Raw genomic sequence first — 24,990 nt, 5'->3', positions numbered from 1 at the left:
TTGGTAGGCGCCATAGGCGTCTCCTTTGGACGGGAAAGCGCGCTTGCTCCGCGCACATCGACAGACTTTGCCGGGCCAAATCAGGCGTCGGGATCAAGCGACCGTGACCTGCACAGGGGGCGAGACCGTGACCTGCGCAGGGGGTGAGATGATCGCCTGGTGCGCAAACGGGCAATTGCGACGTTTCCCTAATTTTCGGGACTGTCCGGGGCCGGCAGGCTTTGTCACCGCGGCTACCTTGATCCGAGCGCCTTGGCTTCTCGTTCCAGCGTCTCGCGATCATTGCCGTGCTTGGCGATAAGCTCCCTCACCTCCGGAATAGTCAGTCCGAACTTACTGGCGAAGTAGCCAACCTCATATTCCTCGTCGCCTGCAACTCTATTTCGGTCGCGGAAATCGAGTTTGGTCTTGTTGTCGGGCATTGTTGTTTTCTCCTACCCCTGAAAACAGAGATGCAAGCTTAAAGTTCCCCGGCAGCGGCAGGTATAGGTCAACCGCCCCAACTGGCATCGGTTGTCGGAGTTGGATCGAGTTGCTTTGCCGCGGGGCCACCGGACTTTTGTGCCTGCACTATCTTGGCCACCCGCAGCATAGCTCCGCGATGGGGCCCTACCAGCTCGATGAGCATCAGCGCCTCGTCAACGGTAATCCCAGTCTCACGGGCGAGCGCATTCGCCTGAAGTTCCTTTTTGTGATCAAGGTCGGCCAGTTCGTTGTCCATTGCCCGTAGCCCCTGCGCTATCAAGCTAGGGACGTCAGAGTTGTTCCCCACGAAGTTACCGAGTACATTCTGGAACCTAATATAGCCGTGCGAACTGAGTTGCGTTCGGGACGTGTGGCTCCAAAGCTTGACGGCGAGCCCGTGGCAGGTGTTGGTAAAGCCAGGCCCGTGAGTGACCGGCTGGAGGGCAGAGCTTGACGAAACCGGCGTTAGCGAGCCGCCCGCCGGAACCTAATGTCGTAAGCCGGCTTAAGTGCGATGAGCAAACGCGGCATCGACTTCCTGCACAAGTGGATTGAAAACAACCTTCCCGAGACGGCGAACGCCGATGCGGTTTCGATCGACGAGCTAACGCACAAACTGATTGCTGACGCCAAGGCGGTCGGGATCAAGCGCCACGAAATCGACGAGGACGTCGACAGTCTCTACCGGACAATCCTCGATGCCATCATCCATTTTACCCCGGGGCTACCGGAGTAGCGCTGGGCGGCAGCGCGACCACTGCCGCCCTATATGGGCCTCAAGCGTGGTGTGCACGCGGTCCAGCCGTCATGACCGGCATCGCGATATCCTCCATCAGGATATCCTTTTTCCGGGCGAAGGCGACAAACACCCCACGCGCGGTTTCGGCGTCAACGCCACCGGTCAGCGCGGCCTTGCAAGCACGAACGGCAGCTTTTTGTTCAGGACTGTTTCCGCACCATTCCTGCGCAAACTGGTAGGCGTCGACTACGGTGTTCAGTTGGCGGGGAAAACCAAGGCCGACCCATACGCGGATCGGCTTTCCGAATGGCTTCGAAAGCATCATGACCTCCCATTTGAAGCAATCAGATTGCCAAGCCACCGCTGTGACCGGATTTGACGGCCATCCAGGGCAGCGGCGTTGCGACTTCCTCAAGGATTTTAGCAGCCTTTGCGAAGCCGGCGAATGCCTGCCTTGCCGCGGGCAACGGGTAGTCACGGTCGAACGCTCTTTGGCAGGCGCGAAGAGCCGTATCGTAAATAGGCCCGCGGCGATTCCTGGGCCACTCGTAGAGAAATTCCAGCGCGTCTTCGAGGCAAGCAATCTCTTGGATAAGACTGGTTCCGTCCTTCACGAAAACGGGGCTATCGAACATCCGATCGTTCATCAGATCCTCCAAGTCGAACGAATTTTCCTGTTTCTGAATAGGCGCAAGCCACCAGCAGCCTTCGCCCGCGATCGATATGTGTTTCCTCCTGGTCCTCGTCAAGATATGCCATGGGCCTGTCGGAGATCACAGATCCGGAGCTTTTCATGTGCAATGACTACGAGCAGCATATCGCCTGGGCCGAATATTGCCGGATGATGGGGTCGCTCGCGCTCAAGATCCCGGCCCACCAGACCGAGCTCGATCTACCCAAGGCGGATGACATTCGCATCAACGACCCCGCGCCCATCATGTGCGCCGCCGGCGACACCATCGAACTGGCCTCGATGACCTTCGGTTTTCCGCCGTCCGGACCAAAAGGCGGACCTGTCTTCAACTTCCGCTCCGAGGACCGCCAGTTCGGCAACAGCAAGCGCTGTCTCGTTCCGGCGTCGGCGTTCTTCGAATTTACCGGCACTAAGTACCCCAAAGCGAAACATCGATTCACTCTGAACGGCTCTCCGTTCATGGTCATAGCGGGGCTTTGGCGAGAAGGTGTCGGCAATAAGCCGCCTACCTTCACTATGCTGACGACCGATCCCGGACCGGATGTCGCGCCCTACCACAACCGGCAGGTCGTGGTGCTTCAGCCTGAGAACTGGACGGCTTGGATCAATCTGACGAAGCCAGAGGCCGAGCTTTTGCGACCCCTGCCAACAGGCTCGCTCTCTGCCGAGACGGTGCGCGCCGAACGCGCATGACTCAATTGCGCAGGATCTCGGGCACGCTCAGCGGCCCCAGCTCCAGAATGTGCTCACAGGCGCCCTGCCTGCGCCAGACGCCGCGCGTGCGCCCATCTCCTGCCTGACGCAGCCCGAAACGGGCAAGGAAGGCCGCCGCCGCAGGATCGCCAAAGCAATGCAGCCGCCACTGCTCATGCTTGCCGTCCTCCCAAACGGCAATCACCGCTCTGGTCCGACACGTCAAGCCACGTTCCGTCAGAAAACGGTTGATCAGCGGGAAGTTCCGATCCGTGCAAATGTCGTCGGGTAGTGCGATCTGGTTCGGCAATTCGCGATCAATGGCCGAAGGTGTTGGGGCGCCCCGACTGCGCCTTACCACGCCTGCTCCAAAAAGCTGTCAGCCTGAAGGCGCATAGCCGCTAGTGTCAGAGCAATAGCGGTGTTGGCCGGCGGCTTCTCCATGTGCAGCCGGCCGTCGGAACAACGCCATGCGGCCACGCTCATATCGTCGTCGTCTTCGTCGTGCTCCGGCTCCATGATGCGGGCATCGCAAGGATCCTGGTCGATCTCAATCTTCCAGCCCTGAAGAGATTTCTGGGTGATTTCGACTACCTCAGCCGAATTGCCGGTGAGATAGGGCAGGCCCAATTCGGCGGCCTCTTCCGGTGTTCCCGGTTCATTGACCCAACCCATCACATAGCAGATGTCGATGTCGAGCTGTCGGTCAGGACCGGTTGCTGTTTCGAGCCGTTCGATCACCTTGGGGTGCAGCAGCTTCCTTTCCGGCCAGGTTGCAGGGTTTGCCGTTTTCGCCTTTGGTTCCGTTGGCCCAATACCCAATGCTTTATGTCGAACGACCTTGTCTTCGGGCCACCCAGCACAACATGCCTCACAGGCGGCGCGCTCGGCCCTGGTCCAGACAGCTGCCGCTGCCTTCTCATCGTCGCTTGGCTCAGCGTCTTCGGGAAATCCTTTGATGTCCCAACCCTCCACGGCAAACATGCCGTTGGCTGCATCCCATGGGTCGACATCTGAGGTTTTGAAAACTGCTTCGGCTGCGGCGATCCCCCGCGCCATTTCCTCAGGCGATGCGTTCTCAATCACTAAGCGGAGCGGCATTTTGGCCTCCATGTGGCTGTTCTGCCGATAGTGAACAAAATGAGAACAAAAATGTCAAGCCGGGACCTTGACGCCAGAGGAATATGTTCCTTATTCCTGCTGTATCTACTCAGGGAAGGGCTATGGGAAAGCGCCAAAACGCGCCGGCCGGCGAAGCCATGGCTGAATTGGAATTGGCTGCCCAGCAGGCGATAGCCGCCGCAGATGGAGATGCCGTGGCTGCACTGCTGAACGTGCTCGTCAGGAATGCCGACCTTGAGCGCGAACTCGCCTTATCGCGGGGAGCGATCTCGAACGGCTTTTCTCGCGGCTGGCACAAGGCGCGACCCTAGCCATGGCGGACACGGCAGAAGACAATTTCCGGATTGAGGTTTGGGACCGAGAGGAGAAAACGCATCTTGAAACGATATCCCGATCGCCGGACGCGATGGTCAGTCAGGCAGCTTGGCAAGCAGCCATCCGACGCCGCCCTGGCATGCTGCTGATCCACTACAACAGCCGTCACGTCATGGAGAAAATCGTCACGCCAGGCGAAGTGAGCATTCCACCACAGACAATCATCGACGGCAGCGTGCATGCTGGACTCGATGTGTCGCTGGGTGACCTGCGAGAATGGCACAAGCTGCGTGCCTGGTGCAAGAACTGCTCCCATCATGCGGGGGTAAAGCCAGCGGCTCTCATTCGAAAATATGGGAAGGCTGCGCTGTTCAGCACCGTCGAGAGAGCGCTGTTCTGCACCAGCTGCGACCGTGGCGGCCCGGTAAGGCTGGAGATCCACAGACTCCCCAGGAATTGAAGGGATGTAAGAGATGCAGGAGCTTATCGAATTTCTACAAGTCAATTCCACGCTAGTACTGGCAAACCCGCTAGCGTTCGCAACCTTGGCCGTGCTTTTTGGAAGTGGAGGCTTTTGGGTTGGACGCTACTTCCTGGCTGAGCGCATCGCCAATCTTGAAAGCCGGATCGCGAAGCGCGATGAAGAGATTGCCGAACTCAAACAGGGACGATCAACTGCAAATGAACTTGAACTGCCAGCGGTGCCCATCATGGCCGCCAAGGCCGAGTGGGGTGATGAAGAGAGCGCGATGCTCGCCGGTGGTCTACTCATCCACACCGAAGAAGAGATACGTCTCAGTCAGTCGTGACAGCCATCCATCGTCCCGCAAGCGAGCCAGTGGTTGACCGCGCGGACGGTGTTCCATTTCGGGTTTGGTCGGCAGGAAGGCTGGAACAGTTCGCTCGAGCTATACCATTCGCCCTTGTTATCGACGATTGGCGGATGACTGCCTCATCTGTCGAGAACTTCTCTACGGCATTTTTGTCACAGATCAATTTTGATGATCTTATCCACAGAAGCCGATCTTGATCCAGTGTTTTCGCTGCCGCTAATGTCCGTCCATTGCGTGACTTGGCGGGGAATTGGGCAAACACGCAAAGGCCGCTGTCTGCTGCAACTTTCGGCGGCCTATCATCTTCCTCAATCGTCAGCGCGGCGGACCTCCGCATGGCCCTGCGGCTAGTAGACTACACGCTACAGCCGCAGGGCCTTAACCAGCGGTGCGGGGGGGCGGGGGATCGCCGGCGGGCGAACATGAGCCAACGGGATTTTGGCGCGAAACATCAGAATGATCTACGCCGGCTAATTCTCCCGAGCGCTAGCCGGTATGAGATCTGAAAGCTGACCCGAAATGGGTCAAAAAGTTGGCATCGCAATTGCATCGATGAAATTGGGGGCAGGGGGAAGGGCCTGTCTCTTCGCAAATGGAGAGGCAGGCCTCCACTGGTTGTCAGCCCTATGGCATCCGCTGCACAGGATGCGGCGCTCCCTCGCGTATTGCAGTTGTTCTCAAAGGGGTTCCCTCAGCGATCCTGCTGCCGATCCTCCGCAGACATCTGTTTGTTCGACCACCAAATCACGTACATCGATCCGATCTTCACACGCCGTTCGCGTTCGCGAGTCCGCAGTTCTCAATAGGTCTTCACCTTCAGGATGCCTTTCGGCAACTTGATCCGCAACGCCATCTGATTATCCATGATTTGTGCAGCGCAGCATGCTGGTTCCAAGAACGCAGGTCAATTCACGACTTGCTGAATATGCATTGTGCGCCGATCTCGGGCTAACCGATCCGCTTCGTGAAGTCGTGGCGGCGCGCGCGAACATGTGAGGGCAAGTTCGTCTCGTTGACGATGCCGGCCTGGAACAGAGCTAGCGTGGTCGAGGCCAGAATCTCGTCGTCTATTGAGGTCTTGTACATTTGGCGTCAGCAGTAACCTGGTCGACCACCCGTTGGCACATCGCCCGATCTTCAGGAGTCAGGAATTTGCTTAGTATTTCGCGTAGCATATCAATTCTCTTTGGGTCTGAGAACGGCCTGGCCTGTGCCTTGGCCCGACGGGGTGGCGTTGTGGAGACCGTATGGCGAGGAGAGATATGCATCAACGTTGATATTAACGAAGCATGCGAATAGGGAAGCAGACATCGTCATCTAAAGGCGACGGCATCTCATGATCTGCGGCAAGCAAGCCTCAGGGCACGCGTTTGGCGCCCGCGAAGAGGTGTCGCCGGCCTCTTTGGGGTCCGCCGCCATGGATGGTGACAAGCTCGGCCATTCGAGGATCGCGTAAGGTGTTCCTTCGACGCTTCGCCGTCGCGCTTGCCTTGGCGCGGCGGCCGGGCGCATGTCGCTACGTCAGGCTAACTTTTGCCACGCTGTCTTTGAAGTCTTCCTTAGGATCCCCCATGCCGAGGAACATCTTTATTCCGGCACCACGCTGGAAGCGTCTCAAACCGCAGCAAACAGAGCTTGGGATCTTCTTTCCCCTGCTCAAACCAGGCTGCAACAAAGGGATTCCATAATCGATCGATTGTGGCGCGGTCATTGTCGGTCTGTAAAGTACCGTGGACAGTAGCGAAAAGGTCATGGCCTTTCGCCGCGTAAACAAGGGTTGCTGCTTTGGGGCTTGAGGCGTTTTCTGCAAGTTCAGTATCTCTTGCGGTGAAGAAATAAATGACCTCCCGATCACCGTCGAACTGCGCCGTCATGGGCCGAGGATTAACGCCGGGAACCCCGACCATGGCCGTCATATCTGAGCGGATTGACTTCCAGAACTGTCCTTCGAATTCGTGATTGTCGTGCATATCGTGGCTCCTGCGAGACAGCCAAACGTCGCGGTGGTGCCAAGGTTCCTATTCTTGCTGGGATCAGTGTCCCTAGAGCGCAGCATTGAGAGGACGGCGACATCATGGCTCGTTGCCGCTTATTCCTATGCGCAGGGCCACTGCCTAAATCGTCCACATGTCGAACTGGCGCTCTGAGAGCATCGCTTGCGGTCGTGGAAGAGCTCCCTCTCGATGTATCTCGGCTTCTAACTGACGCCGGCCCCGCTACCGCTGCAACAAAAGGGGGGCGCTGCCGTGTGACAGCGCCCCCTTTTGCTTTTGATCAAAAGCGATCCCTACCAGCCCTGCTGGCCATACCAATCGTCCACATCCTTCCGGACGCGATCCTTCTCGATACCGTAGCGTTCCTGGATCTTGCCTTCGAGCTGGTCGCGTTTTCCGGCGATCCGATCGAGATCGTCGTCAGTGAGCTTACCCCACTGTTCTTTCACCTTGCCTTTGACCTGCTTCCAGTTTCCTTCGACGCGGTTCCAATCCATGGTGCGTGACCTCCATTACTTCAGTTTCAGAGAAGGTGAAACGACGCTCGGCCCGCGAGGTTCCGACAAGTCAAAGGTTCAGTTGAGCAAAGGGCGCGGCGCAAACGATTCTGCGACTGGGCGGGACGTCGAAGACGTAGCGTAGCCCGTGCACAATCGCTCTAACGGCATGTGGTCGTCGCGGCAGCTGGCGAAGCTGGACCGCAGACGTAGAGCCTTGCAACAATCCACATGTCGATGAGGGGACTTCAGTGTATCGCTCAGGGTCGCTCGCGGCCGCCGTAAATTCAAACGTGCTCGCCCAGGAACCGAACAGCGATCCCGGCATTGAGGGGACACATCTGGGAGGCTCAAATGCAGATCGTTCGGACTGAAGTTGCCAAAGCTACTGCACTGGACGGGCAACAGGTCCTCCGCGTCATCTTTTGCGGCGAGAGTGGCGAGTGTGTCACCGTGGATATGGCGAACGGCGATGGCACAGATGGTGATCCCGCCGCGCTAGACCGAGCGAAGGCGATTTTGATCCAGACCGCTACGTTCGGCCTTGCCGCTAACGATTACGACGCAACAAGCAACGGCAATTTTGATGAAGTCGCGGTCACGTCCGCGAGCGATGAAACTGGCGACGTGTATATTTTTGAATATCGCGATGGAGAGGGCAGCCGCCGCATTCCGCCGTCCAGGATGCCTAGCCTTGATGCTGCTCGGTCGGAGGCAACCCGCTGTGCGGTTGATCTATTGGTGGACTTACAGCCCGGTTCTGCCAATCTGTCCGGCTGGCTGGTTCGGGTCTCTAACCAAAGCGGCGAACTGATTTGCACCATTGATGTGGCCGAGGCAGAGGCTGCCCGCCAGGCGAACCAGGGAGGCTTGGCATCCATGGTGGCCAAAGTTTGCGGCGAAAACCTCGTTCTCGTTGGCTCTTTCGCGCTGGTGTGAGGCGACGTTGAAAGTTTTTTTCCGAGATAATGGCCTTACGATTGCACTTGTGACGCTGTTTCTAGTCAGTGTGGTAGGCATGATCTTTTCGGGTCATGCAGTTCACAACACAGAACTCGAAAAACACGGCCGAGCCGCAATCGGCATTATGGCCTACCTGGTAAGCGGCGATTTCCTTTCGGCATTGTTCGAAAACTGGGAGAGCGAATTCCTGCAAATGTCCGCCTACGTCATGCTTACAGCAATGCTGTTTCAGCGAGGATCAGCAGAATCTCGCGACCCTGACGATCCTGATCGACCGGACGACGATCTGCCTCTGGCCCGTCGAAGACGCAGCCCAATCCTCTCCTGGCTCTATTCGTATTCTCTCGGCATATCCCTTGGGCTGCTCTTCATCGCGTCATTCGTGCTTCACTGGTGTGCGAGCTTTGTGGCCGCGAACGATGAAGCTGTTCGCCACGGTGGCGAGGTTCTGACCATTAGCAGCTATCTATTTGATGAACAGCTTTGGTTTGAGTCCTTTCAGAACTGGCAATCGGAATTCATGTCGACGGCTGTCCTCGTGGTGCTGTCGATTTTTCTCCGGCACAAGGGCTCTCCGGAATCTAAACCAGCCGGTGCCGGGAATGATGAGACTGGGGCATAATCGCCTCAACATCGCGCGGCGAATATACTTCCTTACGTTAAAACCGTCGTCGCCCTTACCTCTAAACCGAGTCGCCCCCGCGCAAATTAGCGCGCATACCGGTCGGCGTTCTATATGTTCTTGTTGTGTTCCGGAGGAAGTTGCAAGCAATGGTCGAACTTCCGGATCGAGGAAGCGGGCGCTTGGGTCTATACCGACCGGGAAGATTGACGGCGATATCCACCCTCTCGGAGCTCACAAAAGGTGCTAACGAACACTGCTAATAAGAAAACCTAAGTGGTTGATTTATTTGCTTAAAATAGGATGGCTGGGGAACCTGGATTCGAACCAGGACTAACGGAGTCAGAGTCCGTGGGTCTACCGTTAACCTATTCCCCAGTAGGCGCGGTTCTCAAAAACCGCGCGGGCAGGGCGGCGATGTCGCCGCGCGTGCCTTGTAGCTGCCGCCGGAAAATAGTCAAGCCTGCCCCGCGTTTCAATCACCACGTTTCGTCAGACGGGCGCGCGCCACGTTTCAGGCCCCGGCGTTCAGACCCGGAACCTACCTGGGGAGACGTGTCCAGCGCCTCAATCCTCGCCCCGGCTGTATTGCAAGTGCTCGAAGAACAGCACGACACCGAGAGCGATCAGCAGCGGGATGATCAGGTAGAACAGCCGGAACACCAGCAGAGCGGCCAGCACGCCGACCGGGTCCATGTGTGACAGCCCGGTGAGGAACACGACCTCGAACACGCCGAGCCCGCCCGGCGCATGCGAGATCTGCGCGACCGAGAATGATACCAGGAAGACGCCGAGCACGACGAAATAGCCGGGATTGCCTGATACGGGCAGGGCGAAGAAGATGATCGCCGCCGCCGCCAGAAGCTCGATCGGGCCGATCAGCAATTGCCGCGCCACGATCGGCAGGGCCGGATAGTGCAACTGGAAGCCACCGATCTTGAGGGGCCGCAGATGCAGCCAGCTCCCGAACACATAGGCCGCCACCAGGATCAGCATGGCGAGGCCCGCCGCGATCGCCAGGCCATGATGCGGCGCGCCGGAAAACCGGTCGATGATCTCGGGCTCGAACACCAGCACGAGGCCGGAGACGAGGATCGTCGACAGCACGAAGGTGATCCAGCAGATCGCCACCAGAATGCCGACATCCTGCCCGGTCAGCCCTCTTGTGCCATAGGCGCGGTAGCGGATCACGGCGCCGGAAAACACCGAGCCGCCGATATTGTGGGACAGCGCGTAGGTGGTGAACGAGCACAGGGTGACGAACAACCATGAGACTTTCTTGCCAATATGCAGCAGCGCGATGTGGTCGTAGCCGGCGAGCGAGGCATAGGCGACGACCGAGCTCAGCGCCGCGAGCATCCAGCCGCGTGCGGGAATGGCTGTGATGCCGGCCCTGACATCGTCGAGCGAAATGCCACGCAATTCGTGCCAGAGCAGCAGCAGCGAGAAAATCACTGCGGCAATGCCGACGACCGGCCAGAAATAGCGCCTCCAGTTCATGGCGTGATCGTCATGCGTTGCAGCTCGATGCCCTTTTCCGGCTCGCGGCAGGAAAGATCGCCGACGATTCCGAGTGTTCACCCCTCCATTTCAGAAATGCCTTATCGAAGCCGGCTATTCAACCGGCAAGGCGCGGCTCTTCGTGTCGCAGTCTCGTGCCGCTGGTAAAATTCGCCGCCAGCGCTCTTGGTGATCCGGCGCGGCGCTGCTAGGCTGGCGGCAACTTGAAACACATGAAAGCGCCTGCTGCGTCCGGTCCTCGGTTCGCGCGGCGCCGGAAGGAACTGAAGTGGAAGACCACGACACCGGCGCTGGCGCGCCGGCAGTGGGCGTGTCCAGGGCTTCGCCGTCGTCAGGCCAGGCAAGTCCATCCGTCGGGCGTCTTGATCGTCAGGCGGGCTCCCGGCCAGGGCATGCCGACCATCAGGGCGAGCACCAGAAGGGCAAGGCCAGGAAGCGGCGCAAGCGCCGGCGCGGCCGCAAGGTTTTCGCTCGCGACGACAATCACGCGATAGTGGCCGCACCGTCGGCCGCCGCCGGCGCTCCAGCCAGCCGCCCGCAAGAGACAACGGCTACGCCTTTGCCTCCGGCTTCGCAGGCGCGGCCGGAACAGGGTATTCGCCGTCCGCCGCTGCAGGAATTGCCGGTGTTTGCGGCACTCGACCTTGGCACCAACAATTGCCGGCTGCTGGTGGCCGTGCCGACGCGCCATGGCCAGTTCCGCGTCATCGATGCTTTCTCGCGCATCGTCAGGCTGGGCGAGGGGCTCACCGCCAATGGCCGCCTCGGGCAGGCGGCAATGGATCGCGCCGTCGAGGCGCTCAAGATCTGCGGTGACAAATTGCGCGGCCGCAAGATCAGGAAGGCGAGATTGATCGCCACCGAAGCCTGCCGCACCGCCGCAAACGGCGTCGAGTTCCTCGACCGTGTCGAGCGCGAGGCAGGCCTCAAGCTCGAGATCATCGACCGCCAGACCGAGGCGCGGCTGGCGGTTTCGGGCTGCGGCTCGCTGGTCGAGCGCGACACGCAAGGCGTCGTCCTGTTCGACATTGGCGGCGGCTCTTCCGAAATCGCGCTGATCGACCTCACCGGCCACCGCTCGCCCAGGCTCGCCAACCACATCGTCTCATGGACGTCGCTGCCGGTCGGCGTCGTCTCGCTGGCCGAGCGCTTCGGCGGCCGCATGGTGACCCGCGACATCTTCGCCGCCATGGTCGAAGATGTCGCCGTGCGCCTGCACGCCTTTGACGGGCGCGACCGGCTGAGCCATGTGCTGGCCAGCCCGAAATTCCATTTGCTCGGCACCTCGGGCACGGTGACGACGCTGGCCGGCGTTCACCTCGACCTGGAGCGCTACGACCGCCGCCGCGTCGACGGGCTGTGGATGGACCGCGACAGCGTCGACCGCATGGTCGAAAAACTGGTCGGCTGGGATTTCCACCAGCGTGTCGCCAACCCGTGCATCGGCGCCGACCGCGCCGACCTCGTGCTGGCCGGCTGTGCCATTCTGGAAGCGATCCGCGCCGTCTGGCCATCGGAACGGCTGCGCGTTGCCGACCGCGGCCTGCGCGAGGGCATATTGAGCGAATTGATGGCCGACGACGGTGCTTGGCGCAATGGCGGGCGTGGCCGGCAATGACCAAGAAACCGCAGAAGCCTGGCGCCGGCGGCATTCGTGTGCTGAAGACCAGAATCAAGAAGAAGAGCGGCCTGAAGGAATCGTCGCGCCGCTGGCTTCAGCGCCACATCAACGACCCCTATGTCCAGCGCTCCAAGGCTGACGGTTACAGATCCCGCGCCGCTTACAAGCTGATCGAGATCGACGACAAGCATCACCTCTTGAAGCCAGGCATGAAGGTGATCGATCTCGGTGCGGCGCCCGGCGGCTGGTGCCAGGTCGCCGCCGCGCGCACCAAATCGACGGCGGACAATCCGCATGTCGTCGGCATCGACTATCTCGAAATGGACGCGGTGCCCGGCGCGCCGGTGCTGCTGATGGATTTCCTCGATCCCGAGGCGCCGCAGAAGCTTGCCGAGACGTTGGGCGGTCAGCCCGATATCGTGCTCTCCGACATGGCCGCCCCTACCACCGGCCACAAAAGGACCGATCACATCCGCACCATGTATCTGTGTGAAGTGGCGGCCGATTTCGCGCTCTCGGTGCTGAAGCCCGGCGGGCATTTCCTGGCCAAGACCTTCCAGGGCGGCGCCGAGAACGAGTTGCTCACGCGGCTCAAGCAGAATTTCCGCTCGGTGCACCACGTCAAGCCGCCGGCCTCGCGCGACGAGTCAGTGGAGCTGTATTTGTTGGCCAAGGATTTCAAGGGGCGAGAGGCATCGGTTACATCGTCATCCTAGGGCGGAGCAAGGAGCGAAGCGACGCGCGCAGACCCTAGGATCCATGCCGTTACCTTCGCCGAAGAAGACCACGTCGCAGAATAATGCTCGTTTATGTCGCCTCGTTGAACACCGATTCTGCAACGCTGAGACGCTCTAATGTCACGGCATGGATCCTAGGGTCTGCGCGACGCTTCGCATCGCTTCGCCCTAGGATGACGAAGTGGCGAGGGGTCTGAACTTCCTCACTCCCCCGGTGATCTGACCGGCTCCAGCGTCTTGGGCGTCGTCAGCCTGCCGTGACCCGAAACGGCGTTGCCGGCGTCGGGCGCCAGCCGCATGAATGTCAGCGACGCCGCCGCCGAAACCGCCGCCACGATGAAGAAGGCTGTGTGGAAGTCGGCCAGCGTCAGTGGCCCGCCATGGATCGACGTCGACACTTCCAGTATGCCGCCGGCCAGCGCCACGCCGAGCGCGATCGACAACTGCTGGAACACCGCCGTAATCGGCGTTGCCTTGCTGGTATCTTCGGCCGACACCTCGGCATAGGAGAGCGCGTTGACGCCGGTGAAGAACATCGAACGGATGAAGCCGCCAACCAGCAATATGGCAAGCATCAGCGCATAGGGCGTTTCCGGGGTGAAGAGGCCGTAGATGGCAATCGACCCGGCCGCGATCAGCGAGCCCGAAATCAGCACACGGCGGAATCCGGCGAGCCGGAAGATCAGTGCGGTGACGAACTTCATGCCAATGGCGCCGATCGCCGAGACGAAGGTGATCATGCCCGACTGGAACGGCGTCATCCCGAAGCCGATCTGGAACATCAGCGGGAGCAAAAACGGCACCGCGCCGATACCGATGCGAAACAGCGAGCCGCCAAGCACGGACGAACGGAACACCTGGTTGCGGAACAGCTCTAGCGCCAGCAGCGGGTTTTTGGCGCGCCGCGCGTGCATGAGGTAGAGTGCACCCGATACCAGCCCGACGGCCACGGTGATGAAGCCGGTCGCCGGCGGCAAGGCGGGCAGGCTGACCACGGAAAGACCGAAGACGACGCCCGATGCCGCAAGCCCGCTCAGCACGAAACCGGTGAAATCGAGCGGCGGGGTCTCCGTCGCGTCGGTGTCCGGCAAGAAGCGGGTGGCGAGCCAGATGCCCATCAGCCCGATCGGCACGTTGATCAGGAAGATCCAGTGCCAGGTGAAATAGGTTGTGATGAAGCCGCCGATCGGCGGCCCGACCAGTGGCCCGACCAGCGCCGGCACGGTCAGCCAGGACATCGCGGCGACGAGTTCGCTCTTCGGCGTGGCGCGCACCAGCACCAGGCGTCCCACAGGCGTCATCATGGCGCCGCCAATGCCTTGCAGGAAGCGCGACACCACGAAGGCCGGCAGCGAATTGGAGATGGCACAGGCGATCGAACCGATGATGAAGACGGCGATTGCGGCGCGAAACACATTCTTGGCGCCGAAGCGGTCGGCCATCCAGCCGCTGATTGGAATGAAGATCGCCAGCGACACCAGATAGGCTGTCAGCGCCAGTTTCAGCGCGATCGGGCTGGTATGGATGTCGACGGCAATCGCCGGCAGCGATGTCGCTATAACGGTCGAATCCATGTTTTCCATGAAAAGAGCGACCGCCAGGATAAGCGGGATGATGCGGTTCACAAAACGCGTCCGGACTTGATTCTATGTGTCGTCGACCGGGGCAAGCCGACACGAGGGGCGGTTATCATGCCTTGCGCCGGATGTCGCATTAATTTGCTGTCACATTTGTGCGACTGACGGACATTAGCGGGCTTTCGCGCAAAAACGGGCGCTGGCCCATGTGCAATCATCGGCTTTTCATCGGCGGCGGGACGTGTTACGAGCCAGCGCCAATCCTGAAAGGGAAGAAACGAGTCGGCGCTGTCCATTTCGGTCCAGCGCTTTTTTGTATTCCCCCGCACTTTTGTACACCAAGGGCTGGCCATGGCAAAAATCATCGAAACGTCCACCGGCGCATTGGCGCTGACATTTGACGACGTGCTGCTGCAGCCGGGTCATTCCGAGGTCATGCCCGGCGAGACCGATATCCGCACCCGCATCGCCGGCGACATCGACCTCAACGTGCCGATCCTGTCGGCCGCCATGGATACGGTCACCGAGGCGCGTCTTGCCATCGCCATGGCCCAGGCTGGTGGCATCGGCGTCATCCACCGCAATTTTACGCCGGCCGAACAGGCCGAGCAGGTGCGGCAGGTCAAGAAATTCGAATCCGGCATGGTGGTCAACCCCGTCACCATCGGCCCCGACGCCACACTTGCCGACGCACTCGGTCTGATGCGCACCTACAGCATCTCAGGTATTCCGGTGGTCGAGAATGGTGGCACCGGCGGCCAGAAGATCGGCCGGCTGGTCGGCATCCTGACCAACCGCGACGTGCGTTTCGCCTCCGACCCGGCGCAGAAAGTCTACGAACTGATGACCCGCGACAAGCTGATCACAGTCAAGGAGAATGTCGACCAGGACGAGGCCAAGCGCCTGCTGCACCAGCACCGCATCGAAAAGCTGGTTGTTGTTGACAAATCAGGCAATTGCGTCGGCCTGATCACCGTCAAGGACATCGAGAAGTCGCAGCTCAATCCGCACGCCACTAAGGATGCGCAGGGGCGACTGCGCGCCGCCGCGGCCACCAGCGTCGGCGATGACGGCTTCGAGCGCGCCGAGCGTCTTATCGACGCCGGCGTCGACCTTCTGGTGGTCGATACCGCGCATGGTCATTCGCAGCGCGTGCTGGATGCGGTGACCCGGGCGAAAAAACTGTCCAACTCGGTCCGCATCCTGGCCGGCAACGTCGCCACATCGGAAGGCGCGCAGGCGCTGATCGATGCCGGAGCCGACGCCGTCAAGGTCGGCATCGGGCCGGGGTCCATCTGCACCACCCGCATCGTCGCCGGCGTCGGTGTGCCGCAGCTTTCGGCGATCATGTCGGCGGTCGAGACGGCGCAGAAATCGGGTGCTTCAGTCATCGCCGATGGCGGCATCAAATACTCCGGCGATCTGGCCAAGGCGCTCGCCGCCGGCGCCAGTGCCGCCATGATCGGTTCGTTGCTGGCCGGCACCGACGAGAGCCCGGGCGAGGTCTATCTGCACCAGGGTCGCTCCTTCAAGGCCTATCGCGGCATGGGTTCGGTTGGCGCCATGGCCCGCGGCTCGGCCGATCGCTACTTCCAGGCCGAGGTGCGCGACACGCTGAAATTGGTTCCTGAGGGCATTGAAGGGCAGGTTCCTTACAAAGGACCTGTGTCTGGCGTGCTGCACCAGCTTGCAGGCGGCCTGAAAGCCGCTATGGGTTATGTCGGCGGCCGCGACCTTGCCGATTTCCGCGACCGCGCCACTTTTGTTCGCATATCCAATGCCGGACTTCGTGAAAGCCACGCTCATGACGTCACGATTACCCGCGAAAGCCCGAATTATCCCGGCGGAATTTGATCAGAATGCCGTCGGGCGGAGTCTGACGGCAATGATCCTGCGGCTGTCGCGCCACGTCGCAGCGCTGTGTTTTGCATCCGCGGCGGTTTTCATCGCCATGACGGCGATGGAGTTTCTCTATTTCCGCCAATTGAGCGGGGGACTGCCGTCGCTCGACATGCGCTTTGCCGGGTTCACGCCCGACGAGGGCATGGCCTGGTTGACGGCGCTCGGCCGGCGCGGCGGCGAGATTATCCTGGTCTGGCATTATCTGACCTTCGACCTTTTGTTCCCGGCGCTGCTGTCGCTGACCATGGTCAGCCTGATCCTTGCCACCGGACGGCGGCTGAAGAATTTCCGGGCGATGCCAGCGCAACTGCAATCCCTGCTTGCGGTTGTTCTGGTGCTGCCATACACGCTTGCCGATTATGCGCAGAACATAGCCGTGGCGCGGCTGTTGTCCGATTTCCTGTCGGCCAATCCGGATTCGCTGTCTTTCGCCTCGGCGCTGATCGTCACCAAATTCGCGCTGCTGACGATACCCTTGGCGGTCATTGTGGTTTTCTACCTGGCTGGCCAGAAACGGCTTTGAGTCGGGGTAACAAGGGCGGAGGGGCTTCTTGAACCAGACCGCGATCTTCTGGCCTGTTTTGGCGCAGGTGCTTCTGGTCTACATCGTCTATCTCGTGATGGGCCGCCGCAGATACGGTGCCATGAGGTCAGGCGAGGCCAAGGCCGGCCAGTTCAAGACCCGCTCGACCGAGCCGGCATCCAGCGTCACGGTCGCCAACAATCTGAGCAATCAGTTCGAACTGCCGGTGCTCTTCTACGTTCTGTGCCTGGCGCTGCACCAGACCAACGGCGTCAACTACCTGACGCTGGCCCTGATGTGGATTTTCGTGATTTCGCGCTACGCCCACGCCTGGGTTCACCTCACCATCAACGATCTGCGCTTGCGCAGCCGCATCTTCTACTTCAGTGCGGTGGTTCTCTTGCTGGCATGGATATGGTTCGCGCTCCACCTGCTCGGGGTGGTTTGAGCCGACATTGGCTTGCCCTTCTCTTACAAGGGGGAAGGTGGCAGACGCTATAAATCGAACAGCGCGATCTTGCGCTTGTCGAACTTGATGCCGATCTCGCCGCGCACCAGCTTCAGCGCCGCCTCGCCGAACACGGCGCGCCGCCAGCCTTGCAAGGCCGGCACGTCGGCGGCCTCGCCCTCGGCGGCGATACGGTCGATGTCGTCACTCGAGGCCAGCACTTTCGAGGCGACGCCTTCCTTTTCGGCGACGATCCGCAAAAGCACTTTCAGCAATTCCGCCGCGGCATTGGAGCCTTCGGGCGGCTGAAAACTCTTCGGCAGCTTCGGCATATCTTCCCTGGGCAAGGCAAGCGCGCTGTTCACCGCGCCAAGCAGTGCCGTTGCCGTCGCCGACCGCTCCCAGCCCTTCGGCGTGGTGCGCAGCTTGCCGAGCGCTGCCGCATCGCGGGGCGCCTGCTGCGCGATCTCGTAGATGGCGTCGTCCTTGAGCACCCGGCCGCGCGGCACGTCGCGTTCGCGCGCTTCCCGCTCTCGCCAGGCCGCCACGGCTTGCACGATCGCCAGTTCCTGCGGCTTGCGCAGCCGCATCTTCAACCGCTTCCAGGCATCCTCCGGATGCGGGTCGTAGGTTTCGCGCGAGGTCAGCACCTCCATTTCCTCGTTCAGCCAGTGGGCGCGGTTTTCCCGCTCAAGCTCGGCGCTGAGATGCTGGTAGACCTCGATCAGATGGGTGACGTCGGCAAGCGCATAGTCGAGCTGCTTGTCGGAAAGCGGGCGGTGGCGCCAGTCGGTGAAACGCGAGGATTTGTCGAGCCGCGCCCCGGTGACCCGCTGCACCAGCTGGTCGTAGGAGACGCTGTCGCCGAAGCCGCAGACCATCGCCGCCACCTGGGTGTCGAACACCGGATGCGGCACCAGATCGCCGAGATGGACGATGATTTCGATATCCTGGCGCGCGGCGTGGAAGACTTTGACGACAGCCTCGTTGGCCATCAGCCTGAAGAACGGCTTCAGGTCGATGTCCGGCGACAAAGGATCGATCAGCGCGGTCACGCCGGGCGCCGCCATCTGGATCAGGCAGAGGATCGGCCAGAAGGTCGTTTCGCGAATGAATTCGGTGTCGACGGTGACGAAATCCGACTTTTCGAACGCGGCAAGAACGGTTTCGAGTTCTTTTTGGGTGGTGATGACGTGCATCAAATCGCTTTTGGCAAAGGTAAGGTCTCCTTCAATTTCAGCCGCGCAGGCTTTCGTCAAGGGTCAGCGGGCCCGTCGGAATCGCCATTGCGCCTGGCCAGCCGGGCGAAAACCGTCGATGTCCGCAAAAGGGCGATGAAACGGCTGCGATGGCCTGCCGGCACGCCGGATCGCACCTGCATCCGATAGAGGATGACGACGACGAAGATCACGTAGACGACAGCGCAGAACACGAACAGCGCGCTTGGCCCGAAATATTGCATCGCCGTCGAGGCGGCGAACGGGCCGCCAATGGCGCCGAATGAATAGAACAGCATCAGCGCCGCGTTGATCAGCACGAACTCGCCCTTGTCGGCGCGGTCGTTGGAATGCGCCGCGGACAGCGAGTAGAGCGGCATGGCGAAGCAGCCGAAGATGAAGACGATCAGGAAGTTGAGCGCGGGATTGCTTCCGGCCAAAAGCGCCAGCGCAAGCGCTGCGAACATGGCGCAGCACGTCGTCATCAACAGCACCGAGCGCCGGTCCCAGCGGTCGGAAAGATAGCCGAGCGGATACTGGATGATGGCGCCGCCGAAGATGCCGACACTGACGAAGGTAACGACGTCGGCGACCGACATGCCGATCTGCTCGGCATAGACCGGCGACAGCGTGCGGAAGGCACTGTTGGTGACGCCGACGGCAATGCAGCCGAAGCAGCCGAGCGGCGAGATCCGCCAGACACGCGCCAGATCGAGCTTGACATCTTCGGGCGCGGCAGGGTTGGAGCGGTCACCGAGCGAGACCGGCACCAGCGAGAGCGTGATCATGATCGACATGATGGCGAAGATGGCGAAGCCGCCGGCGCCGAAGATCGGGATCAGGAACTGCGCGCCCGTCACTGAACCGATGTCGACCATCCGGTAGATCGCCAGCACCCGCGCGCGATCCTTGTTGGCGACCCCCGAATTGAGCCAGGCTTCCATGATGGTGAACAGGCCGGCAAAGCAGAAGCCGCCGGCAAAGCGCACCGCGCACCACATAACAGGATCGATGACCAGCACCAGCAGCAGCGTGCCGGCCGAGGCGATCGCCGCCAGCGCCGAAAAGGCGCGGACATGGCCGACCGCCTTCATGATGCGGGTGACGGCAAGGCAGCCGAGCAGGAAGCCGGCGAAATAGAACGTGCCCATCAGGCCGATGGTCGAGGCGGGAAACCCTTCCTGCGCGCCGCGCAGTGCGATCAGCGTGCTCTGCAGGCCGTTGCCGCCCAAAAGGATGCCGGCGGCAATGAGGAGCGGGATCAGCGGGCGGATGGAAGACATGAAGGAAGGCAATCACTTTTCGTTGATCCTTATTGAACCATCGTTCCCGCCAATGCCAGCGGCAATTGCCGGCGGCACCGGCTGACGGCTTTGGTTGGGAACCCAAAACGTGTCTTTGCAGTTCAAGGGAAGGGGGCGAATGCGCCGAGGAATGTGCCAGATGTGGCTTGTCTGTTCTGCCGCCCGGCCTGAAGTTCCAAGGAGAGCCCGCCATCATGACGTTTCGCCACGCACTTCTTGCGCTTGTTGTCGGCGCTGTCCTGGCGGCAAGCCCGGCGCGAGCTGTCGACCTCGCCATCGTGTCGGGCGATACCGGCAACGGCCAGAGAATCCTTCGCGAGATACTCGATCAATACGAGAAGAAGACCGGCAACAAGGTCACCGTCGTTCCGGTGCCGTCATCGGGGACGGACCAGTTCGGCCAATACAGGCTTTGGCTCGCCGCTGGAAGCAGTGACATCGACGTCTATCAGACGGATATCATCTGGGCCCCGCAGCTTGCAAAGCAGCTCGTTGACCTGACCGAGGCGACCAAGGATGTCGTTGGCGCCCATTTCCCATCGATCATCCAATCGCAGACCGTCGACGGTAAACTCGTCGCCTTGCCGATTTTCACTGACGCTCCGGCGCTCTACTACCGCAAGGACCTGCTCGACAAATATGGCGCCAAGGTTCCCACGACCTGGGCCGAACTTGCCTACACTGCCAAGCTTGTCATGGACAAGGAGCGCGAGGCCGGCAACAAGGATATGTGGGGCTTCGTCTTCCAGGGCAACGCTTATGAAGGGCTGACCTGCGATGCACTCGAATGGGTCAAGTCGAACGGCGGCGGCCAGATTGTCGAGCCGGACGGCACCATCTCCATCAACAATCCGCAAGCAGCCGCAGCGCTGGAAATGGCGAGGAGCTGGGTGGGAACCATCTCGCCTCCCGGCGTTCTGGCCTACCAGGAAGAAGAGTCGCGCGGTGTCTGGCAGACCGGCAACGCCGTCTTCATGCGCAACTGGCCCTACGCCTATGCGCTTGGCAATAGCGAAGGCTCGCCCATCAGAGGCAAGTTCGAGGTGGCGACCCTGCCGCCGGGGTCGGGTGAGGGCGCGCGCCCTGCTGCAACGCTTGGCGGCTGGAACCTCGCGGTTTCCAGATATTCGAAGAACCCGGACGTAGCGATCGAGCTTGTCAAATGGATCGCCTCTCCTGGGATGCAGAAGTACCGCGCCTTGAAGGGGGCATATCTGCCGACCATCCAGGCGCTCTACGACGATGCCGAAATTGCCAGCGCGCAGCCGGTCATTCCGCGCTGGAAGGACGTCGTTCTCAACGCGGTACCGCGTCCCTCGGCCCAGGCCAAGAGCAGGTACAACGAGGCATCGAGCGAGTTCTGGACCGCTGTCCACAACACCCTGTCCGGCGACGGCACGGCTGCAGACAACCTTGCCGATCTCGAATTCTCCTTGACCAGGCTCAAAGGCACCGCCTGGTGACCTCGCCGCGTCAAGGCTCGCTGTTGATGCGCCAGCGCGCGCGCTCGGCATGGCTGTTCCTTGCCCCGATGCTCATCGTGCTCGCCGCCGTTGCCGGCTGGCCGCTTCTGCGTACGATCTATTTCGGCTTCACCGATGCCTCGCTGACGGACCTCGAGGCCGGCCGGTGGGTTGGCTTCGCCAATTATTTCTCGGTCCTGCATATGCCGAGCGGGCGGATCATCTATGACGGCCTGCTCGCCGACCCGGTCTGGTGGCGCGCGGTCTGGAACACGGTGCGCTTCGCGGTGATTTCGGTGACCTGCGAGACCATCCTGGGCATGATCGTCGCGCTGGTGCTCAACGCCGAATTCCCGGGCCGTGGCGTCGTGCGCGCCGCGATCCTCATTCCCTGGGCGATCCCGACCATCGTCTCGGCGAAGATGTGGCAGTGGATGCTCAACGACCAGTTCGGCATCATCAACGACGCCCTTCTCAGGCTTGGTTTGATCAGCACGAAGATCGCCTGGACGGCCAGCGCCGATACGGCGATGTTCGCCGTCCTGATCGTCGATATCTGGAAGACGACGCCGTTCATGGCGCTGCTCATCCTCGCCGCCCTGCAGATGCTGCCGCAGGAAATCTACGAGGTCACCAGGCTCGATGGCGTGAGCCCATGGAAGGTTTTCTGGAAGGTCACCTTGCCGCTCATCCGGCCGGCGCTGATGGTGGCTGTCATCTTCCGCGGCCTCGACGCTCTGCGCATCTTCGACCTGATCTACGTGCTCACACCGAATAACGTCCGCACCAAGTCGATGTCGGTATTTGCCCGCGAGAACCTGTTCGAATTCGACAAATTCGCCTACGGGTCCGCCGCCTCGACGCTGCTCTTCGTCATCCTCGTGCTGCTGACCATGCTCGTTCTGCGGTTCGGCCGGGTGAAACTGGACAGAAGCTATTGATACAGGGGCCATCGACCATGTGGATCGTCAAGCGCACGGCCTTTTACCTCCTCGTCGCCGTCATCGTCCTCGTCGCGGTGTTCCCATTCTACTACGCCATCATCACCAGCCTGAAATCAGGGTCCGCGCTGTTTGAGGTCGACTACTGGCCGAAGATGATCAGCTTCAGTAATTACAGGAGCGTCTTCACCGAAGGGAGCTTCCTGCGCAACCTGTTGAACTCGTTGTTCGTCTCCAGCGCCGTCGTCGTCATTTCGCTATTTCTCGGCGTCACCGCCGCCTATGCGCTTGCGCGCATCCGCTTTCGTGGCCGCTCGGCTCTGCTTTTCATCATCCTGTCCGTCTCGATGTTCCCGCAAGTGGCGGTGCTTGCCGGCCTTTTCGAACTGATCCGGACGCTGGGCCTCTACAATTCGCTCTTCGCGCTGATTTTCTCCTACATGATCTTCACCTTGCCGTTCACGGTCTGGGTGCTAACCGCCTTCGTTCGCGACCTGCCGATCGAGCTCGAGGAGGCGGCGATCCTCGACGGCGCGACCCCCTGGATCATCATCACGCGCGTTTTCCTGCCGCTGATGTGGCCGGCGCTGGCGGCCACCGGGCTTCTCGCCTTCATCGGCGCGTGGAACGAGTTCCTGTTCGCTCTGACGTTTACCTCCAACAACGAGCAACGAACCGTGCCTGTCGTGATCGCGCTGCTCTCCGGCAGCTCCCAGTTCGAAATCCCCTGGGGCAACATCATGGCCGCATCGGTGATCGTCACCGTGCCGCTCGTCATCCTCGTCCTCATCTTCCAGCGCAAGATCATCGCCGGCCTCACCGCGGGCGGGGTCAAGGGATGAGGTAGTGAACACCACGGAGATGCCGCCCGGGACGCTGCCTGCCTTGACAAAGGCGGCCTCTCATGTGCTTTTCGCGCAAATTTTCGGGCCAGGCCATCGTGCTTCGGCCACAACTCAGCATCCGGACCTAGCAATGACAATGCATCGTTACCGCAGCCATACCTGTGCCCAGTTGAGGAAGAGCGACGTCGGCTCCTCCGTCCGCCTGTCGGGCTGGGTGCATCGCGTGCGCGATCATGGCGGCCTGCTGTTCATCGATTTGCGCGACCATTATGGCCTGACCCAGATCGTCGCCGATCCGGATTCGCCGGCCTTCAAGATCGCTGAGACCGTGCGCGGCGAATGGGTCATCCGCGTCGACGGCGAGGTCAAGGCGCGCTTGCCAGAGACCACCAACGCCAACCTGCCGACTGGCGAGATCGAGATTTTCGCGCGCGAGATCGAAGTGCTGTCGGCGGCCAAGGAATTGCCGCTGCCGGTGTTCGGCGAGCCGGATTATCCCGAAGACATCCGCCTCAAATACCGTTTCCTCGACCTGCGCCGCGACACGCTGCACAGGAACATCATGGCGCGTACCAGGATCATCGCCGAGATGCGCAAGCGCATGGGCGAGGTCGGCTTCACCGAATTCTCGACGCCGATCCTGACCGCTTCTTCGCCGGAAGGCGCGCGCGACTTCCTGGTGCCGTCACGCATCCATCCCGGCACTTTCTACGCGCTGCCGCAGGCGCCGCAGCAGTACAAGCAGCTGATCATGGTGTCGGGTTTCGACCGCTATTTCCAGATCGCGCCGTGCTTCCGCGACGAGGACCCGCGCGCCGACCGTCTGCCCGGCGAGTTCTACCAGCTCGACCTTGAGATGAGCTTCGTCGAACAGGACGATGTGCTGTCGACAATGGAACCGGTGATGCGCGGGGTCTTTGAGACCTTCGCCAACGGCAAACCGGTAACGCAGAAATTCCAGCGCATTCCCTACGATGTGGCCATGCGCAAATACGGCACCGACAAACCGGATCTGCGCAACCCGATCGAAATGCAGGCCGTCTCCGATCATTTTCGCAATTCAGGCTTCAAGGTGTTCGCCAACATCCTGGCCAACGACCCGAAGGCCGAGGTCTGGGCCATCCCGGCCAAAACGGGTGGCAGCCGTGCCTTCTGCGACCGCATGAATTCCTGGGCACAGGGCGAGGGCCAGCCGGGGCTGGGCTACATCTTCTGGCGCAAGGAAGGCGAGAAGCTCGAAGGCGCGGGGCCACTGGCCAAGAACATCGGCGAGGAGCGCACCGAGGCGATCCGCCTCCAGCTCGGCCTTGCCGATGGCGACGCCGCTTTCTTCGTCGCTGGCGACCCGAAGAAATTCGTCTCCTTCGCGGGCGCGGCGCGCACGCGTGCCGGCGAGGAGCTGAACCTCGTCGACCGCGATCGCTTTGAGCTTTGCTGGATCGTCGACTTCCCATTCTTTGAATGGAATGAGGAAGAGAAGAAGATCGATTTCGCTCACAACCCGTTCTCGATGCCGCAGGGCGGCATTGAGGCGCTAAAAGGCGATGATCTGCTCGGCATCAAGGCATTCCAGTACGACATGGTCTGCAACGGTTTCGAGATCGCCTCCGGCGGCATCCGCAACCATCTGCCCGAGACCATGGTCAAGGCGTTCGAGACCGTCGGGCTGGATCGCGAAACGGTCGAGGAGCGCTTCGGCGGCCTCTATCGGGCCTTCCAGTACGGCGCGCCGCCGCATGGCGGCATGGCGGCCGGTATCGACCGCGTCGTCATGCTTCTGGTCGGCGCCAGGAACCTGCGCGAAGTGACCATGTTCCCGATGAACCAGCAAGCCTACGACCTTCTGATGAACGCACCGTCGGAAGCCACGCCGCAGCAGCTTCGCGAGCTGTCGCTGCGCGTCGTGGCGACCAAGAAAGAGGCTTAGAAACCTCCAGCAACAGATTAAATTGAT

The 24,990-nt window shown here is 60.9% G+C and carries 29 protein-coding genes and 1 tRNA gene; 16 read left to right on the top strand and 14 right to left on the bottom strand.

The features are described 5' to 3' along the window. Nucleotides 1-233: 233 nt before the first annotated feature. Together OHD62_RS19240 and OHD62_RS19235 are read right to left on the bottom strand one after the other, a co-directional pair. Nucleotides 234-422, bottom strand: coding sequence for a DUF3606 domain-containing protein (locus OHD62_RS19240; protein ID WP_263784903.1), 189 nt, complete (start codon nucleotides 420-422; stop codon nucleotides 234-236). Between the two features lie 68 nt (nucleotides 423-490). Further along, the gene (locus OHD62_RS19235) at nucleotides 491-721 is read right to left on the bottom strand and encodes a hypothetical protein (protein WP_263784901.1); all 231 of its coding nucleotides are present in this window, start codon (nucleotides 719-721) and stop codon (nucleotides 491-493) included. A 258-nt stretch (nucleotides 722-979) separates the two neighbouring features. Between OHD62_RS19235 and OHD62_RS19230 the strand changes: the two genes are divergently transcribed. Continuing rightward, the gene (locus OHD62_RS19230) at nucleotides 980-1,201 is read left to right on the top strand and encodes a DUF768 domain-containing protein (protein ID WP_263784899.1); all 222 of its coding nucleotides are present in this window, start codon (nucleotides 980-982) and stop codon (nucleotides 1,199-1,201) included. A gap of 40 nt (nucleotides 1,202-1,241) precedes the next feature. On the opposite strand, the gene OHD62_RS19225 is transcribed toward OHD62_RS19230, so the two are convergent. Then, entirely contained in the window at nucleotides 1,242-1,526 is a 285-nt protein-coding gene (locus OHD62_RS19225; RefSeq protein ID WP_263784897.1) for a DUF982 domain-containing protein, read from the bottom strand. Nucleotides 1,527-1,548: 22 nt separating this feature from the next. Further along, nucleotides 1,549-1,851 carry a DUF982 domain-containing protein gene (locus tag OHD62_RS19220; protein ID WP_263784895.1) on the bottom strand — a complete coding sequence of 101 codons (303 nt, stop codon included), beginning with the start codon at nucleotides 1,849-1,851 and terminating at the stop codon, nucleotides 1,549-1,551. Between the two features lie 146 nt (nucleotides 1,852-1,997). Here OHD62_RS19220 and OHD62_RS19215 point away from each other — a divergent pair, with 146 nt between their 5' ends. Next, nucleotides 1,998-2,591, top strand: coding sequence for an SOS response-associated peptidase (locus OHD62_RS19215; protein WP_263786803.1), 594 nt, complete (start codon nucleotides 1,998-2,000; stop codon nucleotides 2,589-2,591). A 1-nt stretch (nucleotide 2,592) separates the two neighbouring features. Here the strand turns inward: OHD62_RS19215 and OHD62_RS19210 are convergent, their stop codons facing one another. Then, nucleotides 2,593-2,901, bottom strand: coding sequence for a hypothetical protein (locus tag OHD62_RS19210; protein WP_263784893.1), 309 nt, complete (start codon nucleotides 2,899-2,901; stop codon nucleotides 2,593-2,595). Between the two features lie 44 nt (nucleotides 2,902-2,945). Then, nucleotides 2,946-3,692 carry a hypothetical protein gene (locus tag OHD62_RS19205; protein ID WP_263784891.1) on the bottom strand — a complete coding sequence of 249 codons (747 nt, stop codon included), beginning with the start codon at nucleotides 3,690-3,692 and terminating at the stop codon, nucleotides 2,946-2,948. Nucleotides 3,693-3,814: 122 nt separating this feature from the next. On the opposite strand from OHD62_RS19205, the gene OHD62_RS19200 reads away from it, so the two are divergent. From OHD62_RS19200 to OHD62_RS19190, 3 genes are read left to right on the top strand one after another with little or no spacing between them, the layout of a single operon-like run. After that, nucleotides 3,815-4,024, top strand: a complete 210-nt coding sequence (locus OHD62_RS19200) for a hypothetical protein (protein WP_263784889.1) — start codon at nucleotides 3,815-3,817, stop codon at nucleotides 4,022-4,024. A 2-nt stretch (nucleotides 4,025-4,026) separates the two neighbouring features. After that, nucleotides 4,027-4,488 (top strand): hypothetical protein, encoded by a 462-nt coding sequence (locus OHD62_RS19195; RefSeq protein WP_263784888.1) that lies wholly within the window; start codon nucleotides 4,027-4,029, stop codon nucleotides 4,486-4,488. Nucleotides 4,489-4,501: 13 nt separating this feature from the next. Further along, nucleotides 4,502-4,837, top strand: coding sequence for a hypothetical protein (locus OHD62_RS19190; protein WP_263784886.1), 336 nt, complete (start codon nucleotides 4,502-4,504; stop codon nucleotides 4,835-4,837). 972 nt (nucleotides 4,838-5,809) lie between these two features. On the opposite strand, the gene OHD62_RS19185 is transcribed toward OHD62_RS19190, so the two are convergent. The 3 genes from OHD62_RS19185 to OHD62_RS19175 form a co-directional block, all read right to left on the bottom strand. Continuing rightward, a complete protein-coding gene (locus OHD62_RS19185) occupies nucleotides 5,810-5,947 on the bottom strand; it encodes a hypothetical protein (RefSeq protein ID WP_263784884.1) in 138 nt (45 codons plus the stop codon). A gap of 473 nt (nucleotides 5,948-6,420) precedes the next feature. Then, nucleotides 6,421-6,831 carry a pyridoxamine 5'-phosphate oxidase family protein gene (locus tag OHD62_RS19180; protein ID WP_263784882.1) on the bottom strand — a complete coding sequence of 137 codons (411 nt, stop codon included), beginning with the start codon at nucleotides 6,829-6,831 and terminating at the stop codon, nucleotides 6,421-6,423. A 317-nt stretch (nucleotides 6,832-7,148) separates the two neighbouring features. Further along, nucleotides 7,149-7,352: a CsbD family protein gene (locus tag OHD62_RS19175; protein WP_006337269.1), complete on the bottom strand. Its 204-nt coding sequence runs from the start codon at nucleotides 7,350-7,352 to the stop codon at nucleotides 7,149-7,151. A 354-nt stretch (nucleotides 7,353-7,706) separates the two neighbouring features. Between OHD62_RS19175 and OHD62_RS19170 the strand changes: the two genes are divergently transcribed. Then, entirely contained in the window at nucleotides 7,707-8,291 is a 585-nt protein-coding gene (locus OHD62_RS19170) for a DUF6894 family protein (RefSeq protein ID WP_263784877.1), read from the top strand. Between the two features lie 7 nt (nucleotides 8,292-8,298). Next, nucleotides 8,299-8,937 carry a DUF6766 family protein gene (locus tag OHD62_RS19165; RefSeq protein ID WP_263784875.1) on the top strand — a complete coding sequence of 213 codons (639 nt, stop codon included), beginning with the start codon at nucleotides 8,299-8,301 and terminating at the stop codon, nucleotides 8,935-8,937. A 304-nt stretch (nucleotides 8,938-9,241) separates the two neighbouring features. Here OHD62_RS19165 and OHD62_RS19160 read toward each other — a convergent pair. Continuing rightward, a tRNA-Gln gene (locus OHD62_RS19160) sits at nucleotides 9,242-9,315 on the bottom strand. 189 nt (nucleotides 9,316-9,504) lie between these two features. Then, complete coding sequence (locus tag OHD62_RS19155) at nucleotides 9,505-10,437, bottom strand: lysylphosphatidylglycerol synthase domain-containing protein (protein WP_263784873.1); 933 nt, start codon at nucleotides 10,435-10,437, stop codon at nucleotides 9,505-9,507. Nucleotides 10,438-10,726: 289 nt separating this feature from the next. On the opposite strand from OHD62_RS19155, the gene OHD62_RS19150 reads away from it, so the two are divergent. Both OHD62_RS19150 and OHD62_RS19145 read left to right on the top strand, forming a co-directional pair. After that, on the top strand, nucleotides 10,727-12,076 hold the full coding sequence (locus OHD62_RS19150; RefSeq protein WP_263784870.1) for a Ppx/GppA phosphatase family protein: 1,350 nt from the start codon (nucleotides 10,727-10,729) through the stop codon (nucleotides 12,074-12,076). Next, a complete protein-coding gene (locus tag OHD62_RS19145) occupies nucleotides 12,073-12,795 on the top strand; it encodes an RlmE family RNA methyltransferase (RefSeq protein ID WP_263784868.1) in 723 nt (240 codons plus the stop codon). Before OHD62_RS19150 ends, OHD62_RS19145 begins: the two co-directional genes overlap by 4 nt. Nucleotides 12,796-13,019: 224 nt before the next feature. On the opposite strand, the gene OHD62_RS19140 is transcribed toward OHD62_RS19145, so the two are convergent. After that, nucleotides 13,020-14,441, bottom strand: coding sequence for an MFS transporter (locus OHD62_RS19140; RefSeq protein ID WP_263784866.1), 1,422 nt, complete (start codon nucleotides 14,439-14,441; stop codon nucleotides 13,020-13,022). Between the two features lie 303 nt (nucleotides 14,442-14,744). Between OHD62_RS19140 and guaB the strand changes: the two genes are divergently transcribed. Genes guaB through OHD62_RS19125 form a run of 3 tightly spaced genes read left to right on the top strand, consistent with a single transcriptional unit; the run spans nucleotide 14,745 to nucleotide 17,266 of the window. Further along, the gene (gene guaB, locus OHD62_RS19135; RefSeq protein WP_263784864.1) at nucleotides 14,745-16,247 is read left to right on the top strand and encodes an IMP dehydrogenase; all 1,503 of its coding nucleotides are present in this window, start codon (nucleotides 14,745-14,747) and stop codon (nucleotides 16,245-16,247) included. 31 nt (nucleotides 16,248-16,278) lie between these two features. Further along, on the top strand, nucleotides 16,279-16,818 hold the full coding sequence (locus tag OHD62_RS19130; protein ID WP_263784862.1) for a hypothetical protein: 540 nt from the start codon (nucleotides 16,279-16,281) through the stop codon (nucleotides 16,816-16,818). A gap of 28 nt (nucleotides 16,819-16,846) precedes the next feature. Further along, nucleotides 16,847-17,266 (top strand): MAPEG family protein, encoded by a 420-nt coding sequence (locus OHD62_RS19125; protein WP_263784860.1) that lies wholly within the window; start codon nucleotides 16,847-16,849, stop codon nucleotides 17,264-17,266. A gap of 47 nt (nucleotides 17,267-17,313) precedes the next feature. Here OHD62_RS19125 and rnd read toward each other — a convergent pair whose 3' ends face one another. Both rnd and OHD62_RS19115 read right to left on the bottom strand, forming a co-directional pair. Beyond that, nucleotides 17,314-18,465 carry a ribonuclease D gene (rnd, locus tag OHD62_RS19120; RefSeq protein WP_263784857.1) on the bottom strand — a complete coding sequence of 384 codons (1,152 nt, stop codon included), beginning with the start codon at nucleotides 18,463-18,465 and terminating at the stop codon, nucleotides 17,314-17,316. Between the two features lie 56 nt (nucleotides 18,466-18,521). After that, nucleotides 18,522-19,766, bottom strand: coding sequence for an MFS transporter (locus OHD62_RS19115; protein ID WP_263784855.1), 1,245 nt, complete (start codon nucleotides 19,764-19,766; stop codon nucleotides 18,522-18,524). 215 nt (nucleotides 19,767-19,981) lie between these two features. Here OHD62_RS19115 and OHD62_RS19110 point away from each other — a divergent pair, with 215 nt between their 5' ends. The 4 genes from OHD62_RS19110 to aspS all read left to right on the top strand — a co-directional run bounded on the left by OHD62_RS19110 (nucleotide 19,982) and on the right by aspS (nucleotide 24,963). Beyond that, nucleotides 19,982-21,250: an ABC transporter substrate-binding protein gene (locus OHD62_RS19110; protein ID WP_263784852.1), complete on the top strand. Its 1,269-nt coding sequence runs from the start codon at nucleotides 19,982-19,984 to the stop codon at nucleotides 21,248-21,250. Between the two features lie 26 nt (nucleotides 21,251-21,276). Beyond that, on the top strand, nucleotides 21,277-22,191 hold the full coding sequence (locus OHD62_RS19105) for a carbohydrate ABC transporter permease (protein WP_263786801.1): 915 nt from the start codon (nucleotides 21,277-21,279) through the stop codon (nucleotides 22,189-22,191). A gap of 17 nt (nucleotides 22,192-22,208) precedes the next feature. Next, entirely contained in the window at nucleotides 22,209-23,033 is an 825-nt protein-coding gene (locus OHD62_RS19100) for a carbohydrate ABC transporter permease (protein ID WP_263784850.1), read from the top strand. Between the two features lie 133 nt (nucleotides 23,034-23,166). Continuing rightward, on the top strand, nucleotides 23,167-24,963 hold the full coding sequence (gene aspS / locus OHD62_RS19095) for an aspartate--tRNA ligase (protein WP_263784848.1): 1,797 nt from the start codon (nucleotides 23,167-23,169) through the stop codon (nucleotides 24,961-24,963). The last annotated feature ends 27 nt before the right edge of the window (nucleotides 24,964-24,990 follow it).

It is taken from the genome of Mesorhizobium sp. YC-39 (genome assembly GCF_025753795.1).
Classification (GTDB): Bacteria; Pseudomonadota; Alphaproteobacteria; order Rhizobiales; family Rhizobiaceae; genus Mesorhizobium.
Note: the sequence above shows the minus strand (reverse complement) of the source record. Positions and strands in the feature narration are given on the sequence as shown.

What these genes read in the sequence shown, in the direction of transcription:
- OHD62_RS19240 (WP_263784903.1), bottom strand. Translation starts at nt 422, where the DNA reads ATGCCCGACAACAAGACCAAACTCGATTTCCGCGACCGAAATAGAGTT.
- OHD62_RS19235 (WP_263784901.1), bottom strand. Translation starts at nt 721, where the DNA reads ATGGACAACGAACTGGCCGACCTTGATCACAAAAAGGAACTTCAGGCG.
- OHD62_RS19230 (WP_263784899.1), top strand. Translation starts at nt 980, where the DNA reads ATGAGCAAACGCGGCATCGACTTCCTGCACAAGTGGATTGAAAACAAC.
- OHD62_RS19225 (WP_263784897.1), bottom strand. Translation starts at nt 1,526, where the DNA reads ATGCTTTCGAAGCCATTCGGAAAGCCGATCCGCGTATGGGTCGGCCTT.
- OHD62_RS19220 (WP_263784895.1), bottom strand. Translation starts at nt 1,851, where the DNA reads ATGAACGATCGGATGTTCGATAGCCCCGTTTTCGTGAAGGACGGAACC.
- OHD62_RS19215 (WP_263786803.1), top strand. Translation starts at nt 1,998, where the DNA reads ATGTGCAATGACTACGAGCAGCATATCGCCTGGGCCGAATATTGCCGG.
- OHD62_RS19205 (WP_263784891.1), bottom strand. Translation starts at nt 3,692, where the DNA reads ATGCCGCTCCGCTTAGTGATTGAGAACGCATCGCCTGAGGAAATGGCG.
- OHD62_RS19200 (WP_263784889.1), top strand. Translation starts at nt 3,815, where the DNA reads ATGGGAAAGCGCCAAAACGCGCCGGCCGGCGAAGCCATGGCTGAATTG.
- OHD62_RS19195 (WP_263784888.1), top strand. Translation starts at nt 4,027, where the DNA reads ATGGCGGACACGGCAGAAGACAATTTCCGGATTGAGGTTTGGGACCGA.
- OHD62_RS19190 (WP_263784886.1), top strand. Translation starts at nt 4,502, where the DNA reads ATGCAGGAGCTTATCGAATTTCTACAAGTCAATTCCACGCTAGTACTG.
- OHD62_RS19185 (WP_263784884.1), bottom strand. Translation starts at nt 5,947, where the DNA reads ATGTACAAGACCTCAATAGACGACGAGATTCTGGCCTCGACCACGCTA.
- OHD62_RS19180 (WP_263784882.1), bottom strand. Translation starts at nt 6,831, where the DNA reads ATGCACGACAATCACGAATTCGAAGGACAGTTCTGGAAGTCAATCCGC.
- OHD62_RS19175 (WP_006337269.1), bottom strand. Translation starts at nt 7,352, where the DNA reads ATGGATTGGAACCGCGTCGAAGGAAACTGGAAGCAGGTCAAAGGCAAG.
- OHD62_RS19170 (WP_263784877.1), top strand. Translation starts at nt 7,707, where the DNA reads ATGCAGATCGTTCGGACTGAAGTTGCCAAAGCTACTGCACTGGACGGG.
- OHD62_RS19155 (WP_263784873.1), bottom strand. Translation starts at nt 10,437, where the DNA reads ATGAACTGGAGGCGCTATTTCTGGCCGGTCGTCGGCATTGCCGCAGTG.
- OHD62_RS19145 (WP_263784868.1), top strand. Translation starts at nt 12,073, where the DNA reads ATGACCAAGAAACCGCAGAAGCCTGGCGCCGGCGGCATTCGTGTGCTG.
- guaB (WP_263784864.1), top strand. Translation starts at nt 14,745, where the DNA reads ATGGCAAAAATCATCGAAACGTCCACCGGCGCATTGGCGCTGACATTT.
- OHD62_RS19130 (WP_263784862.1), top strand. Translation starts at nt 16,279, where the DNA reads ATGATCCTGCGGCTGTCGCGCCACGTCGCAGCGCTGTGTTTTGCATCC.
- rnd (WP_263784857.1), bottom strand. Translation starts at nt 18,465, where the DNA reads ATGCACGTCATCACCACCCAAAAAGAACTCGAAACCGTTCTTGCCGCG.
- OHD62_RS19115 (WP_263784855.1), bottom strand. Translation starts at nt 19,766, where the DNA reads ATGTCTTCCATCCGCCCGCTGATCCCGCTCCTCATTGCCGCCGGCATC.
- OHD62_RS19110 (WP_263784852.1), top strand. Translation starts at nt 19,982, where the DNA reads ATGACGTTTCGCCACGCACTTCTTGCGCTTGTTGTCGGCGCTGTCCTG.
- OHD62_RS19105 (WP_263786801.1), top strand. Translation starts at nt 21,277, where the DNA reads ATGCGCCAGCGCGCGCGCTCGGCATGGCTGTTCCTTGCCCCGATGCTC.
- OHD62_RS19100 (WP_263784850.1), top strand. Translation starts at nt 22,209, where the DNA reads ATGTGGATCGTCAAGCGCACGGCCTTTTACCTCCTCGTCGCCGTCATC.
- aspS (WP_263784848.1), top strand. Translation starts at nt 23,167, where the DNA reads ATGACAATGCATCGTTACCGCAGCCATACCTGTGCCCAGTTGAGGAAG.